This is a genomic window from Bacillus cereus group sp. BfR-BA-01381 (genome assembly GCF_022663555.1).
Classification (GTDB): Bacteria; Bacillota; Bacilli; order Bacillales; family Bacillaceae_G; genus Bacillus_A; species Bacillus_A pacificus.
The window spans coordinates 120,853-136,850 of sequence record NZ_JAKUFR010000001.1 but is presented as its reverse complement, the minus strand read 5'-3'; the positions used below and the strand labels follow the sequence as shown (position 1 = coordinate 136,850).

Here is a 15,998-nt window from a genome sequence, read left to right as displayed (position 1 = left end):
GATAGGAGGATTCAACATGAATGGTAGTGTTTCTGCAATCAATAGTGAAGTTGAAATAATCATACAAAAATTAGTGAGAAAACTTTCAAATCCGGAATTAGTAGAATTTGAATTTGAAAGAAAAAACTTGCAACCTTGGAATCCATTATCCTTATCCCATGGGTATCCGGGCCTTATTATTCTTTTTTCCGAAATGGATAGATATTATCCAGACAAAAATTTTGATAATGTAGCCCATCAGTATATGATTAAATTAAGGGACTTATTAGAAACGGCTGATATACAAGGAAATGTTTCCTTATTTAATGGGTTTTCTGGTATCAATTATACTGTTCTCTTGGCTTCTAAGGAGGGGACAAGATATTCCTCTATGCTCAACACACTTGATGATCATCTATACAAATTGGCTGATTCATTCATGGAACAAGTTGAAAAAAAACATGAAGATTTACCATTTGGATCATTTGAATTTTGTTATGATCTTGTAATGGGAATAACCGGTATAGGACGTTATGCCTTGGAAAGCCGACATCCAGGAATGAAAAAATTACTCGAAAGAATTTTGACTCATCTGGTGCATCTAGCAACCGAAAAACTTGTAGAAGGAGAAAAAGTAACAAATTTCTTTTCACCGCCAGAAACCATCATTGTTGAGGAGGACAAACTAAGGTTTACTTCCGGTTATATGAATCTTGGGCTATCTCATGGTATTGCTGGCCCTCTTGCGTTACTTTCTTTGGCAATAACCAAAGGAATTGTTGTCAAAGGGCAATCTCAGGCAATTGATATACTTTTTCAAACTTTACACCGAATGGCATCCAAAGATGGATATGGTTATTATTTCAAACGTATGTTGGGATTGGAGGATATTCTAAATGGAGTAAGTTGTAATAAAGAGGAAGATGGGAGATTCGATGCATGGTGTTATGGAAGTTTTGGAATTGCAAGGGCATTATCACTGGCGTATGAGGCACTGGAGAGAGAGGAAATGAAAGAGATGACAAGTGAGTTGCTGTATTCGTTAGTCACAGTTCCTGTTGAAAAGATGAATGTTAAATCATCTATCTTATGTCATGGCTATGGTGGGAATATGCAAATTTTAAATCGACTTTCTCATTCTAAGGTTATCCAAGAAGATTGTAAGTTAAGGAATCTTCTTGAAAAACGGAAAACTGAATTACTGAAAGTATTAATTAATCAATTCGATAGTAAGTCTGAATATGGATTTTATGACGTAATATATCAAAATAACAGTTTTAAAAGAGAGGAGAAAATAGGGTTTCTTGAAGGGGTTGCTGGTGTATTGCTTTCATTGGTGAGTTGTATAAAAAGTCAGGAAGCTCGTTGGGATGAAATTCTATTACTAGGTTAGTAAGCGTAGCAAATAAATACTGAAAGTTTTCAGTTTCTTATAGTACTACCTGATGAGTAGAAGAGATATATTTATAAATTACACCCAAAAATATCAAAAATACTTTTCTCATATAGATGAGATGTTCACTTATTTTGCTTTAGGAGATTGAATGACCGAAGGGGGGCTTTTGATGATTTTTGGGTGTTTTTGTGTAATGCTTAATGAAAAAATAAAGAGAAATCTTTAATTATGTACCTTATTTTATATTCGCTTAGTAGTTTATGTTTGTTGTGTAATAGGAGATGCATATGGATAGAATACGTACAGTAGTTATATAAGAATAACACAAAATATTCTTTAGAGATATTTGGCCCGTTTACATTTATCCTAAGATTCACTGCATCATTGTATTGATTTTGGGAATATATCGATGCATCAAGCTTATTCTTACACCTTATAAAAAATTGCTTCAATAGCTTCACCTAAGATACTACTTAGTCGCTTGATTTAAAAGACAGATACCATGCTGATGTAGTAAATAATTAAAATTCCTATTTTTCATAAAATATTTTTGATTCTATACCACAACAAGTCTTTGATTTTATAAAAGAAAAAAGAGGGCTTAATGGTTGGTTTATCTGAATATAAGACTGTATTACGAAAACAATATACATAAAACTATATTGTAGCAATTTTGCAGTTAGAAAATAAATAACGTGTTTTTTAATTATATGTTTTTTCAATATAAACGATATGGTTGCTTTTTAATTCTTTTAATAATTTTTTGGAACAAATGTTAAATTTAAGTGTTTTTTAGTTATCTTAAATTAAATAAAAATACTATCAATCAAAAATTATTAAATGAATATGATTAAAAACGGAGGAATATACATGGATATGATTAAAAAGGCATTTCTTATAACAATATTATTAACTATCTGTTCTCCTTTATTTAATGCCCCATATAAAGTAAAAGCAGAAATAAATACTAATATCTTTTTTTTATTATTAAAAAATTCGAATGAAACGGAGAAAATAGAAGCGTTTATAAATGCGAATTTTTCTAACATTCAAACAGATAGTGTGAAAGAAATTGGAATGATTAATTTAACATTAGACAATTCAAAAAAAATGCAATCTGTCTTAAAAAACATAAAAAATAAATTCCCGAATTCTGTTGACTGTTATGGAGAAAGTTCAAAAATAACTTTGCCCAAAAAGTCAATAAAACATCAAATGAGAAAATATAGTTTCCTATCTAATCCTATTACTATAAATACAGATAAGACTAATAATTTATATACTAAGTATACATGGAATATATCAGATGTGACGAATAACTATCAATCATATAGTATAAGTAAAGGAAATAGTAACACCTCTATTGCATTGATAGATAGCGGTGTAGACACTATGCATCCGGATTTAAAACATAGTATTAATTTAAGTAAAGCAAAATCTTTTGTAGAAGGAGATTCTAGCTTAGAAGATAAATTGGGGCATGGTACTCAGGTAGCAGGTATCATTTCAGGTAAGGGAAATATGAAAGGTATATCCCCTGATACTCAAATTGTTCCATACAAAGTAATTGGAGAAAAAAATGGTGAGTCGAAATGGGTAATTCAAGCTATAGTACAAGCAGCCAGAGATGAAAATGACATAATCAATCTAAGTTTAGGTACATTTAAATCGGTAGAAAAAAGCTCTGATCAAGCAACAATACGAGCGTACAAAAAAGCAATTGAATATGCTGAAAGTAAGGGCTGCATAATTGTCGCTTCAGCAGGAAACCATGGTATTAATCTAGATCAGCCATTGGAAACAACTAGTCCAGATGGAGAAAAAGACTTTCAAATATATCTACCTAGCAGTCTTGAAAATGTTATTACAGTTTCAAGCAACAAAAAAAATAATACACTAGCTTCTTACTCTAATTATGGAAATGTTATTGATTTTTCAGCTCCTTCCGGAGATTATGGACCTGATTTCAATAATGATTTCCAAATTGATTTTAATGAATGGATTCTCACGACGTCTTCTAATTATATAGAAATTTCTGAAATAGAAAAAGGTTTAGGAATACCTACAGGATATACACTCTCCTTAGGTACTAGTTTAGCTTCACCTCAAGTAAGTGCTACAGCAGCTTTAATCATTTCAAAGTACCAAGAAATCCATCACCAAAAACCAAATTCAAAACAGGTCATTCAATACTTAAAAGATGGAACTGTTGATTTAGGTAATGACGGGAAGGACTTTCAATTTGGCTATGGTAAAATTAATGCTTACAATAGCCTGTTATCTATAAATTAAATTGTATTTCGATTCAATTTTCGAAAAACTTGTCAACAAGCTAATTAGTAAAATGAAGGCACAAGTCATTTCCTTTTGTAAAATAGGTTTTTCCGTATAATTTAAAATATAGATTCATCTTTAATAGTGAATCTAATTCTATTAAAAGAATAATAATCCCTTCTATATAGGAAGGAATTAACAAAAGTCGTCGATGACAAAATGAAAGACCTGTTTCCGCTTATAAGCGGAAAAAAACGGGTTATGCTTTTATATAGCGTAACCCGTTTTTTTTGATAATCGCTTATTTTTTTCCTGAGTAATTACTGTATATGGGTATTCCCATTTCACTGTAACAAAATAAATCAGGCAATACGTCGATGCCATGACCACTTTCAATTGAAGTTGCTGGAATAAACTTATAATCACTTCCATAATTCATCTCATTGTCCACTTTTTATCCCCCTTAAGTTATCTTCATACACATTATAGTTCCCTAATTTTGAAAATCCATTTTGGAGCATTTGAGAAAAGAATGAGTGGGGGATTACAAAAAATAATAATTTAGTCTTAAAATTAAGGGGGAGATATGTCAATTTATATAAAATGTAACCAAAGAATATTGATTTTAAAGTCGTAGTTTATATTATTTTTTTGAGTGTAAGTGTATGTCTTTTAAGAGGACATACCAAGTTCTTTTATTTTGATAATTACTTGAAACTTGAATGGGCAAAACATGATCAAGCCCCCATTCTAATTCGTTTATTTCATTTTCAAGTCCTGTTGGATGGAGGAAAAGAATCTTAAAATTATTTTTAACAATATTTGATAAAACTGTTTGTAATTCAAGCGCTTCAGTCAAGCTTCCGCCCCATCTAACAAATAAAATGGATTGAGAATTATGAATTCTTTCGTAAAGGTTATCAATTCTTCGATCTAATTTTTGTTTAAAATCATGGTATGTGATGAACCAATCTTTATTCGGAATAACAGGAAAATCATGATAAGATGTTACGTTATATTTTGTATCTTTTATAATATGAGAAAAAACAGGTTGTATCACGCCATCATTAAACACGACATTTTTCTCTGGCATTGCTTGCATGTTTTTTAAATCCATAAAGTCTACGAAATTATTTTTCAATAATTTGTTGATAGAAGAAAGATTCGGTGATACAAACCAATCTAGAGGACCTGAATATTTCCGCAGCTTATATTTTTTTAGATGAATAGCAGTATAACAATTTTCCCCTAAACTAATAACATCATCATACATTCCTTGAAGCTTTTTCATTTCCAATACAATCATCCTTTTTTAGAAAAATTAGAAGGTATATATAAATTCTAAAAAGCGTTATTATGACACGAAATACGCTTTTGAAAAATAGGAGAACGGGTTAATTATAAATAATATATGTATGTATAAAACCTCCTGTGAAAAGGCTCACAGGAGGTTAAACTAAGGCGTATTTCGAGTTATGTACCATTTGTTGAGGTAAGAATTGTGAGTGATAATTCATGGCGTTTCTATAATAAAGGGGCAAAACAGAAATACATTGAAGTTAGTTGTGAGCAAATTGTAATTTAAAATCGAGAGGAAATAAGAAGCCCTAGTTGCTTCATTATGCAACTAGGGCATTATTTAATCTCTTCCTAACTTAATTATATCATGTAAATCAAGTTCAAAATAGACTGTTTCTTCTCATTTACTCCTGCTACAATCAAGAACACATGCAAAGTAAGGAGAGATGTTATATGAGTTCTTTCGTTCTCGATTTTCAGGAAATAGAAAAGGTGCAGCTTTCACTTGTCGGTGGAAAAGGATTGAATTTAGGGGAGTTATCTAATATTCAAGGGATACAAGTGCCAGAAGGATTTTGTGTGACAACAGTAGGATATGAAAAGGCCATCGAGCAAAATGAAGATTTTCGTACTTTGTTGCAGCAGCTAACCAAGTTGAAGCGTGAAGACCGAGCTCAAATTGGTGAAGTTAGCAAGAAGATTAGAGAAGTCATTATGGCAGTACAAATCCCTACTGATGTAGTGGAAGCAGTAACTCAGTATCTCTCACGTTTTGGAAATGAACATGCGTATGCCGTGCGCTCTAGTGCGACGGCTGAAGATTTACCGTATGCTTCATTTGCTGGTCAACAAGATACGTATTTAAATATTATCGGAAAAGAAGCGATTTTGCAGCATGTAAGAAAGTGCTGGGCGTCTTTATTTACAGAGCGAGCCGTTATGTACCGCATGCAAAATGGTTTTGAACATAATCAAGTTTCTATATGTGTTGTCGTTCAAAAAATGGTTTTCCCTGAGGCTTCGGGAATTTTATTTACGGCTGATCCGGTTACTTCTAACCGAAAGGTGCTATCAATTGATGCCAGTTTTGGACTTGGTGAGGCGTTAGTATCAGGACTGGCCTCTGCCGATAATTATAAAGTAAAAGAAGGCAAAATTACCGAAACGATGATAGCGACTAAAAAATTAGCTATTTATGCTGTAAAAGAGGGCGGAACAGAGACGAAACAAATTGATCCGGCTCAGCAAAAGGTTCAAACATTGTCTGAACAACAAATATTACAACTAGAACAGATCGGAAGACAGATTGAAGCTTATTTTGGCTGTCCACAAGATATAGAATGGTGTTTAGTCGATAACGTATTTTATATTGTCCAAAGTCGCCCCATTACGACTGTATATCCAATTCCTGAAGAAAATGATGGGGGAAATCATGTGTATATATCAGTTGGTCACCAACAAATGATGACCGATGCGATGAAACCGCTTGGGTTATCTTTTTTCCTGTTAACGACTAATGCTCCTATGCGTAAAGCGGGAGGACGGCTGTTTGTTGATGCTACACAACAATTAGCTTCACCTGCTAGCAGAGATTATTTAATAAATACTTTAGGAAAATCAGATCCACTCGTAAGAGATGCATTAACGACTATAATCGAGCGAGATAATTTTATTACATTGTTGCCGGATGATGAAAAAGAAAAGATTGTTAGTAAAAGTAAGCAACCTGTAAATCCGCAATCAGAAATCGAAAATGATCCGGCAATCGTTACGAATTTAATACAGAATAGTGAAGCATCAATCGAAGAGTTAAAACGAAACATGCAAACGAAATCAGGGACGGATGTACTTGATTTTATTTTGGAAGATATTCAGCAATTAAAGAAAGTATTATTTAACCCGCAAAGTATCGCTGTCATTATGGCAGGTATGAATGCTTCAATATGGATGAATGAAAAGATGGAGCAATGGTTAGGCGAAAAAAATGCAGCAGATACACTTTCTCAATCGGTACAAAACAATATTACGTCAGAAATGGGTTTAGCATTAATGGATGTTGCGGATGTGATTCGACCGTACCCAGAAGTTATTGCGCATTTACAACATGTAGAAAACGATAACTTTTTAGATGAAATAGTTCAGTTTAAAGGTGGAGAAGAAGCCCGAGATGCAATTCTAACTTTTCTAAATAAATACGGAATGAGATGTAGCGGAGAAATTGATATTACGAAAACGCGCTGGAGTGAAAAGCCAACTACAATTATTCCGATGGTTTTAAATAATATAAGAGACTTTGAAGCGGGTGCTAGTAAACGGAAATTTGAAGAAGGACTGCAAGAAGCTTTGAAAAAGGAAGAAGAATTATTAGAGCGATTGCAGCAATTGCCGGATGGAAAACAAAAGGTAGAAGAAACGAAGCGAATGATTCGTAATATACGTAATTTTATCGGTTATCGTGAATATCCGAAATATGGTATGATTAATCGTTATTTCATATATAAGCAGGCGTTGCTGAAAGAAGCTGAGCAACTTGTGCAGATCGGTGTCATTCATGAAGTTAATGATATATACTATCTAACTTTTGAAGAGCTTCACGAAGTTGTTCGCACGAATAAACTAGATTACGAGCTTATTCAAAAACAAAAAAATGATTACAAATTATATGAAAAACTAACGCCTCCTCGCATCATGACGTCTGATGGAGAAATCATTACAGGTAAATATAAACGAGAAAACCTCCCAGCTGATGCGATTGTAGGTTTGCCTGTTTCTTCAGGAGTGATTGAGGGAAGAGCTCGCGTTATTTTAAACATGGAAGAAGCGAATCTAGAAGAGGACGATATATTAGTTACTGCTTTTACTGACCCTGGCTGGACACCATTATTTGTGTCTATAAAAGGGTTAGTCACGGAAGTTGGCGGACTTATGACTCATGGAGCAGTAATTGCACGTGAATATGGATTACCAGCAGTTGTTGGAGTAGAGAATGCTACAAAATTAATAAAAGATGGACAACAAATACGGGTACATGGGACTGAAGGGTATATTGAAGTGTTGTAATGAAATAAAAGATCATCCGCTATTATAGTGGATGATCTTTTCATATATACTTGACTTATTTCTTTAAACCAGCCGCATAAAAAGGTCCATGAACTGCGATTGTTGATAAAATATGAGCAATTTCCTCTGGTGTTTCTTTTTGTCCGTTATTTAACCATTGCTGAATCACACCAATATGAGCAGATGCCATATAAGAGGCTAAGTATTGGCTTGGGACAAGTAAATTCTCTTTATTAATGAGAGCGCCATTCGTATCTTCAAATATTGTTTTCCACATAAAGTCTTTCAGTTTTGTTTGGAAAGATAAATCTCCTTTTGGACTTAATACAGCTTTCATAAAATCACTATTTTCATTTAGAAATTCAAGAATAGAAGTGATGAGTATAAACGGCATTGTTGGGGAAGGGCTTGAGCCGAGATCGGCAATAACTTCCGGAAGTTTCTGTTTAGCAATGTTAGAAAACTTATACATAATTTCTTCTTGGCATTTCGTCATTAAATCAAACTTATCTTGATAATGTGCATAAAACGTACCGCGATTTATGTTTGCTTTCGTTGTAATATCTTTCACTGTAATGGCGTCAAAACCTTTTTCTTCAATTAATTCCACAAATGCATTTCGTATGGCAGTTTTCGTGCGAACAACACGTAAATCTAAATTACTATCACGCAAAATAGGTTCCTCCTTAATTTTAGCCAACACATTTTAAGAATGTGTCTTATAACCGACACATTCACGATTTTTGATTATTGTATAAGGTTCAACTCAAACATATAATTCAAATATAAATAAACAACACGTTGTTGGTTATTATAAATCAAATGATAGGAGGAGAAAAGAAAATGTTTAATAATAAACTTTTATGGTTATCACCAGTTATTGCACTACTTGTTGTTTTTATTTTTTCATTAACGTTATTTCCAACTGTTCAGCCTCAGCCGAAAAATTTGCCAATCGCAATTGTAAATGAGGATCAAGGAGTAGAAATTCCGAATCAACCGAAGATGAATATAGGGCAAACGATTGTTGATAATATGAAAAAAACATCAAAATCAGAGGAAGAACCCGCAGTGAAGTGGGTAGAAGTGAAAAATAAAGAAGTAGTTCAAAAAGGCTTAAATAATCAAGAATATTACGCAGCATTAGTTATTCCAAAAGACTTTAGTACAAAACAAGCATCATTACGAACACCACAGCCATCTTCGCCAGAGGTAGAAATATTCATCAATCAAGGGATGAATACAGCAGCATCATCTATGGCAGGACAAATGTTAAATGGGATCGTTGATAATATGAACAATACTGTTCGTACTCAGCTCCTAGATGGATTAAAAGCAAAAGGAGCTACATTAACAGCAGATCAAGTTTCAAATGTAGTAACACCGATTACAAAGAAAGTGACAAATGTAAATGAAACCGGAAAAAATAGTGCGAACGGTAATTCGCCAATGTCTTTATTCCAACCGTTATGGATTGCAAGTTTAGCGAGCGCAGCAATTATCTTTATGGCGATAAGTAAAATGCCGATTCGTACAAGAAACGAAAACTTCGTATTAAAACTAAAGCAAATCGTAACAGGCGCAATTGCCGCATTTGTTATTGGGTTCGGTCTTACATGGATTGCGGATGGAATGGTAGGATTAAATATTTCAAATTTCACTGATACAGCACTATTTTTATCTATTACATCCTTTAGTTTCTTCTTAATGATATCGGCGGTACTTTCATTAGTTGGACTAAAAGGAATTGGTGTATTCGCACTCTTACTATTCTTTGGGGCACCGTTATTATCATTAGCACCGGAAATGTTGTCGCCATTTTATCAAGACTGGGTGTACGCATGGTTGCCAATGCGATTTATGATTGAAGGACTGAGAGAAATATTCTTCTTCGGGAAAGGGTTAAGCTGGAGTACACCTCTTACTGTGCTCGTTTGGATTGGTGCGGTAAGTATGGCTATTATTCTATTGACTGCTTTCAAACGTAGTGCAATAAAGGAACATAAAACAGAATTAAACGCTTAGAAAAAAGAACGTTTCACTCGTAGTGAAGCGTTCTTTTTGTGATGAAATAATGATTAGTCTATAGGGAAATGAAGAGTTCGCATTTGTGGTTCTTTTTGTATACATGCTCCTGCTATTACAAATTGCATAAAATGTTATGCGGAATAATGGAGGGGATACAATGTATAATTGGAATTATTATGATTCGTATAGGCAAAATGATAAGCTGATTCGCGATATTGAGAAAGCAATTAATGGAGAGTTTAGTGCAATAAGTTGCTATGCGAAATTAGCTAACATGGCTCCAAATACGGCGGAACGAAATCAAATTCTTGAAATTCGTAACGATGAAATAAAGCATTTCCATCATTTTGTACAAATCTATACAAATTTAACTGGTCAGCAGCCGAAACCACAAATTACGGAAGATTGTCCAAATACGTATTTACAAGGATTAGAATTCGCTATACAAGATGAACAGAAGACAGTAGATTTTTACTTAGAAATTTCAGATGAAACATCGGATGCACATTTGAAAGAGTTAATGCGCAGAATAGCTGCCGATGAACAAAATCATGCGGTGTGGTTTTTATATTATTTTGTGAAGACGAAGTGAATGCTTAAGGAATTAAAACCGTTTCACTAGTAGTGGGACGTTTTTTTTGTGAAATACAAGCTGTAAATATAGTAGCTAATTTTGGTATATAATGTATAAAAACGAAATTAGTAAAGAGAAAAGTAAGTATATGAAAGGGGAACGGTAATATGGAGAGAAACACAGTTAAAGAATATACAATTCGAACTGCTACTGAAGAGGAAAGTGATAGCATTATCACGCTATTAAAAGAAGTGGCACAGTGGTTACAACATAAAGAAGTGGATCAGTGGCAGTATTTGTTAAGCGGAGAGGCTACCGCTGAAATACTAGAAAGTATAAGAGAGAAATATACATATGTGGTTACGAAAGAAGATGAAATTATCGGTACAGTTACAGTATCTCCTAAACAAAATGAATGGGATGAATATATTTTTGGGAAAGAGGAAGTTTCTAATTCATTATATATTCATAGATTTGCGGTGAAACGGAAGTATAAGGGGAACGGAATAGGAGAATGGATGTTACAGTGGATAGAAGAGAATGTACAACATGATAAAGAGTTTTTAAAACTAGATTGTGTAGGGCATAATCGCATATTGAATGATTTTTATAAGAGAAATGGTTTTGAATATATTGGCAGTACGGATGGACTTAGTAAGTTTCAAAAGAAAAGGGGATAGTGAATGAATCAAATTGATACTGGTTTAGTTAAACGGTTAATAGGGGAACAGTTTCCTGAATGGGCACATTTAGAGGTGAAACCTGTAAAGTTTAGCGGGCATGATAATAGAACGTTCCACCTAGGTGATGAAATGAGTGTAAGATTGCCAAGTGATGCAGCATATGTACCGCAAGTAGAGAAAGAAAATAAGTGGCTACCTATATTAAGTAAGGAGCTTTTTTTACCTATTTCTTCTCCAATTGCGAAAGGGAATCCGTCTAAAGCATATCCGTGGCCTTGGTCTATTAATAAGTGGGTAGAAGGAGATACTGTTACGAAACAAAATGTTCGTGACCTAAATGAATTTGCGGCGGACTTAGGATCATTTTTAGTGGAATTGCAATCCATTGATGCGAGTAACGGCCCAATAGCTGGAGCACATAATTTTTACCGAGGCGGGCTTATATCTGTATATGATGAAGAGGCGAGAGGGGCTATTGAAAATAATAAGGACGTTTTTAATGAAACAGTATTAAAGCATCTTTGGGATTTAGCACTTCAGTCAACATGGAACCGTAAGCAAGTTTGGGTTCATGGAGATGTTGCACCAGGAAATCTACTCGTTAAGGACGGAAAGCTTTGTGCCGTAATTGATTTTGGTATTTTAGGAGTAGGGGATCCGGCCTGTGATGCAGCGATGTCATGGACGTTTTTTGATAAAAGTAGTAGAAAGATATTTAAAGAAGTACTACAAATAGATGAAGAAACGTGGAATAGAGCGAGAGGGTGGGGACTTTGGAAGGCGTTAATTACGTATGATGCGAATAAGATTAGTAATAAGATAGTGGCAGAAGAATCGTATCGTGTCATTCAAGTAATTGTGGATGATTATGGACAGTAATAGAAAAAGCCTATTTTGAATCACACGATCAAAATAGGCTTTTTTATATGATTAATCGATACTTAAAGCTTTTTTACCCATTTGATTATAACTGTGCTCAAATCGGGATTTTACCATTGGCTGGTCTTTTTTACCGTCTAATGGGTCATTATAATAAATGTTACGATCATCTACACCAGTTATGATAATAGTATGTGCATTTCTGTATCCATTTACGGTTTTTCCTTGAGTTGTTTTCCAAGTTTGTTCTAGTTGTGGAGCAGTTATTCTGTTTCCTACCCACGCTACAACTGGTTTACCATTACGTACATAGCTTTCTAATACAGAGAAATCCTGTCCTGTTAAATCTGTACCTCTTGCATGTTTATCAAGTAATTGTTTCAATGGTGCCGGGTTAATAGAGTAACCCAATCTTTTTCCTGTTACGTCACCAACGAATCCGATGTCTGGATCACCCCAAACTGTAATTTTTCCGCCTTCTGCCATCTGATATCTCGTTGTATCAAATGGCATTTGATTAGCAAAGTCTACTTTATTTAATGAACGTCCTGTATAGTATTCTAAAAGCATTTGGAGTGAAACAACTGCACTTCCTTTTTGTAGTTCCGGCAATTGATTAATGGCAGGAACATTTAAGAGGAGCTTTGGACGTAAGAGATAAGACATGTTTATCCATTTTGGTCCTTTATCTGTACGAATTTGTACCCATCCGTCATCTCCCATAGCTAATTCTTCGATGCCGCCTTGTGGAGCATACTTTCCAGATATTTTAGAAGAAAAATTAGGGCTATCGTAAGCGAAAAATGTTCGTGGTATGTATGTTAGTTCTTTTCCTTCCCCCTCTTTTAAATATGGATTCATCCATTGAAGCCCTTCGCTAGTGCGAATTTTTAACCAGATGCTATTTTCTTCAACAACTGTTACAGTTTGAGGGGGATATTTACCAACCACGTATCCTGTTCTTGACGGTCTATCAAAGGTAACAAAGTTTTTATCAATGTATACTTGTTTCTCTTTTAATGGTGTCCACTTTAACCCATGATCCGTCGCAATTTTGATCCAGCCGTTTTCAGATTCATCGAATACAGTAACGGTTTGTGGTGCATATTCAGCAAGTATACCTGAATGAAGAGAGGTTTCAGGATAAATAAAATAATGTTGTTTCATAGTAACTTGCTTTAATTTAATTTCTTTATCTTTCGATTGGTCTGTGCGAGCAACTAAACTTGCAGCTTCTGCACGGGTAATCGTGTTATCTGGATACCAATGACTACCACCATAGCCCAGTGAAATACCAAGAGCAACAAGAAGATTAGCCGATTTTTCACTCCAATGTCCTTTTAAATCTCGGAATACAGTAGGTAGTTTTTCAGTGGCTTTTTTGTCTAAGTTATATGCATGAACAAGCATAGAGGCCATAGCAGCTCTCGTTAGCTTTCCAGAAGGTTCGAAATTTCCATTCCCGATGCCTTTAATAATCCCAGCTTTTTCAACTGCAGCAATATAAGGAGTAGCCCAATGTTCTTGAGAATCTTTAAATGATGGCTTTGCTGAAGCGTCTATTTGTAAGTTTAATATTTTTGCCATGATAATTGCGGCAGAAGCTCTATCAATTTCAAGATTAGGTCCAAATGTACCGTCTGGTAAACCGGATAAGACTTTTTTCTTTACTAAATAATCAACGGACGGCTTTGCCCAGCCAATAACATCAGGAAACTGATAGTAGTAATCGTCTTCGTCTTCGTAATTCCCCAATTGCGCATTATTTTTTTGTGTTACAGTTTCACTCACAGCGAAAGAACTAGATGGAGCGATGATAGCACCAAATAGCAACGCACTTGCCATAGTTATTTTTATTGTTTTCAAATTTCCATTCTCCTTCTATTTTTATGTAGGTTAATTTAAAGAGTAAATTGAAAAAAAGAAATAATTTAGTTACAAAATATATGTTTGAAATGATTATATGTAACATGTATGAAAGATATTATATGATAATTTTTGGAGACTGACAATAAAAATGTAAGATTATTGCTTGTGTAATTTTCAAATGAAAAGAAGGGATTCAATATAATTATACAGAATATTTAGATAATAGGAGGTGTCGAATTTTGAGTGAAATTGAATTAAAAAGGAATGTAATTAAGACTGGGAGTGAGAAGGGGGTTATTCTTCGGTTTATACTCGCTAGTCTAGTTGGGGTGTTTATGTTTTTCGTACCAGTTACGATAAATAGTGCTTCTTCCATAATGATTGATCATATCGTGTCGTGGATTAGAGCTTCGGTTCCAAGCGTCGTACCTTATTACGCACTACTCGTTATGATAATGGGTGCGATTTATCCGTTTTATACGAAAAAATGGAATGCATCCATCGTAGATATTTGCTTCTCGATTTTAAAAGTAGTTGGCGTCGTTTTTGGTGTATTATATTGTTTGAAAGTAGGGCCAGCTTGGTTCTTTGCACCAGATGTAGGGCCGTTTTTGTATGAGAAACTAGTCATATCGGTAAGTTTACTCGTTCCGATTGGTTCGGCTTTTTTAGCGTTATTAGTCGGGTACGGATTACTTGAATTTATCGGTACGTTTTGCCGTCCCATTATGAGACCGTTATGGAAAACTCCAGGCCGGTCAGCAATCGATGCGGTTGCTTCCTTTGTGGGGAGTTATTCGTTGGCCTTATTAATTACAAATCGCGTGTATAAAGAAGGAAAGTATACGACAAAAGAAGCAGCGATCATCGCTACAGGTTTTTCTACAGTATCCGCAACATTTATGATTATCATCGCAAAAACATTAGACATTATGCATTTATGGAATGTTTATTTTTGGACTACTCTCGTTGTAACATTCATCGTAACTGCTATCACCGTAAGAATCCCGCCTCTTAGTAGAAAACCAGATACATATGTAACGGAAGAAGGGTTCCCAGAGCCCATTTATAAAGAGAAAATGCTAGAACGTGCTTGGGAAGATGCGCTAGAGGTATCAAAGTCTGCACCGAGCATTATGAAAAATATTGCAGTGAACTTAAAAGATGGTTTTATTATGACGATGGGAATTTTACCATCGATTATGTCTGTAGGGTTAATTGGTATTGTCTTAGCGAAGTTCACGCCAATATTTGATTGGGTCAGCTACATTTTTTATCCTTTTACATGGCTATTACAATTACCAGAAGCAGACTTAGCTGCTAAAGCGGCATCCGTTGGTATTGCAGAAATGTTTTTACCATCATTATTAGTAGTTAGTGCACCACTTGTGACAAAGTTTGTCATTGCGGTCGTTTCAGTATCATCTATATTGTTCTTCTCAGCTTCCATTCCTTGCATTTTATCGACAGATATTCCGTTAAAAGTATCAGAACTTATCATTCTATATGTACAAAGAACGATATTAACGTTGCTTATCATTACACCGATTGCTTATTTGTTGCTTTAAAAAGGGGAAAGGTATAAAAAAGAATCCTTCTATAAAAGGAAGGATTCTTTTGTTTAGTGTTTTTATCAAGTGAATACCTTAAAATGTACACTTTTTTGATGTTTTATTTGTTTTTCGAATATGAAGTAATACTTCTTAAGAAAATTCCTAACCCCGCAAAAAAGAATCCTAAGCATAATAAGCTGCCTGGCGTTCCCCAAGTAATTTGATCTAGCATGTTTATATCCTCCCATTTACCCCATATTAATTAACTGTAAAACTCTCACTTTATTATCATATAGTATTTTTTTGGTTTAATCCAGAATTATCCATACTATTAAGCTGAAAAATTGATTCATAAATGAAAAAAAAGAATCTTTTTGTAGAAAGAATAGCGTTTTTGGTATGCA

Annotated in this window: 11 protein-coding genes and 2 pseudogenes; 8 read left to right on the top strand and 5 right to left on the bottom strand. The window is 34.3% G+C overall.

Annotated features, from left to right (window positions below; all coding sequences use genetic code 11):
* Window positions 1-16 precede the first annotated feature (16 nt).
* Entirely contained in the window at window positions 17-1,372 is a 1,356-nt protein-coding gene (locus MR079_RS00680) for a lanthionine synthetase C family protein (protein WP_242293304.1), read from the top strand.
* 37 nt (window positions 1,373-1,409) lie between these two features.
* On the opposite strand, the pseudogene MR079_RS00675 reads toward MR079_RS00680, so the two are convergent.
* A pseudogene (locus MR079_RS00675) lies at window positions 1,410-1,656 on the bottom strand (IS4 family transposase); the annotation flags it as partial.
* Between the two features lie 589 nt (window positions 1,657-2,245).
* On the opposite strand from MR079_RS00675, the gene MR079_RS00670 reads away from it, so the two are divergent.
* Window positions 2,246-3,667 carry a S8 family serine peptidase gene (locus tag MR079_RS00670; RefSeq protein WP_242293303.1) on the top strand — a complete coding sequence of 474 codons (1,422 nt, stop codon included), beginning with the start codon at window positions 2,246-2,248 and terminating at the stop codon, window positions 3,665-3,667.
* Window positions 3,668-3,995: 328 nt separating this feature from the next.
* Here MR079_RS00670 and MR079_RS00665 read toward each other — a convergent pair.
* Both MR079_RS00665 and MR079_RS00660 read right to left on the bottom strand, forming a co-directional pair.
* Window positions 3,996-4,100 (bottom strand): annotated as a pseudogene (locus MR079_RS00665) (MBL fold metallo-hydrolase); the annotation flags it as partial.
* Between the two features lie 192 nt (window positions 4,101-4,292).
* Window positions 4,293-4,955, bottom strand: coding sequence for a DUF1796 family putative cysteine peptidase (locus MR079_RS00660; protein WP_242293302.1), 663 nt, complete (start codon window positions 4,953-4,955; stop codon window positions 4,293-4,295).
* Window positions 4,956-5,401: 446 nt separating this feature from the next.
* Between MR079_RS00660 and ppsA the strand changes: the two genes are divergently transcribed.
* A complete protein-coding gene (gene ppsA / locus MR079_RS00655; RefSeq protein ID WP_242293301.1) occupies window positions 5,402-8,008 on the top strand; it encodes a phosphoenolpyruvate synthase in 2,607 nt (868 codons plus the stop codon).
* Window positions 8,009-8,063: 55 nt separating this feature from the next.
* On the opposite strand, the gene MR079_RS00650 is transcribed toward ppsA, so the two are convergent.
* Entirely contained in the window at window positions 8,064-8,681 is a 618-nt protein-coding gene (locus MR079_RS00650) for a TetR/AcrR family transcriptional regulator (protein WP_277932953.1), read from the bottom strand.
* 170 nt (window positions 8,682-8,851) lie between these two features.
* Between MR079_RS00650 and MR079_RS00645 the strand changes: the two genes are divergently transcribed.
* The 4 genes from MR079_RS00645 (at window position 8,852) to MR079_RS00630 (ending at window position 12,172) form a co-directional block, all read left to right on the top strand.
* Window positions 8,852-10,033 (top strand): YhgE/Pip domain-containing protein, encoded by a 1,182-nt coding sequence (locus tag MR079_RS00645; protein ID WP_242293299.1) that lies wholly within the window; start codon window positions 8,852-8,854, stop codon window positions 10,031-10,033.
* A gap of 160 nt (window positions 10,034-10,193) precedes the next feature.
* Window positions 10,194-10,628, top strand: a complete 435-nt coding sequence (locus MR079_RS00640) for a ferritin-like domain-containing protein (RefSeq protein WP_073530846.1) — start codon at window positions 10,194-10,196, stop codon at window positions 10,626-10,628.
* 149 nt (window positions 10,629-10,777) lie between these two features.
* Window positions 10,778-11,290 (top strand): GNAT family N-acetyltransferase, encoded by a 513-nt coding sequence (locus tag MR079_RS00635; protein ID WP_242293298.1) that lies wholly within the window; start codon window positions 10,778-10,780, stop codon window positions 11,288-11,290.
* Window positions 11,291-11,293: 3 nt separating this feature from the next.
* Entirely contained in the window at window positions 11,294-12,172 is an 879-nt protein-coding gene (locus tag MR079_RS00630; protein ID WP_242293297.1) for an aminoglycoside phosphotransferase family protein, read from the top strand.
* Between the two features lie 51 nt (window positions 12,173-12,223).
* On the opposite strand, the gene MR079_RS00625 is transcribed toward MR079_RS00630, so the two are convergent.
* Window positions 12,224-14,038: an S-layer homology domain-containing protein gene (locus tag MR079_RS00625; RefSeq protein ID WP_242293296.1), complete on the bottom strand. Its 1,815-nt coding sequence runs from the start codon at window positions 14,036-14,038 to the stop codon at window positions 12,224-12,226.
* Between the two features lie 242 nt (window positions 14,039-14,280).
* Between MR079_RS00625 and MR079_RS00620 the strand changes: the two genes are divergently transcribed.
* A complete protein-coding gene (locus tag MR079_RS00620) occupies window positions 14,281-15,609 on the top strand; it encodes a YjiH family protein (protein WP_242293295.1) in 1,329 nt (442 codons plus the stop codon).
* The last annotated feature ends 389 nt before the right edge of the window (window positions 15,610-15,998 follow it).

Excerpts from the sequence above, each read along its gene's own strand:
- ppsA (WP_242293301.1), top strand. The coding sequence starts at position 5,402 with ATGAGTTCTTTCGTTCTCGATTTTCAGGAAATAGAAAAGGTGCAGCTT.
- MR079_RS00630 (WP_242293297.1), top strand. The coding sequence starts at position 11,294 with ATGAATCAAATTGATACTGGTTTAGTTAAACGGTTAATAGGGGAACAG.
- MR079_RS00670 (WP_242293303.1), top strand. The coding sequence starts at position 2,246 with ATGGATATGATTAAAAAGGCATTTCTTATAACAATATTATTAACTATC.
- MR079_RS00680 (WP_242293304.1), top strand. The coding sequence starts at position 17 with ATGAATGGTAGTGTTTCTGCAATCAATAGTGAAGTTGAAATAATCATA.
- MR079_RS00640 (WP_073530846.1), top strand. The coding sequence starts at position 10,194 with ATGTATAATTGGAATTATTATGATTCGTATAGGCAAAATGATAAGCTG.
- MR079_RS00660 (WP_242293302.1), bottom strand. The coding sequence starts at position 4,955 with ATGATTGTATTGGAAATGAAAAAGCTTCAAGGAATGTATGATGATGTT.
- MR079_RS00645 (WP_242293299.1), top strand. The coding sequence starts at position 8,852 with ATGTTTAATAATAAACTTTTATGGTTATCACCAGTTATTGCACTACTT.
- MR079_RS00635 (WP_242293298.1), top strand. The coding sequence starts at position 10,778 with ATGGAGAGAAACACAGTTAAAGAATATACAATTCGAACTGCTACTGAA.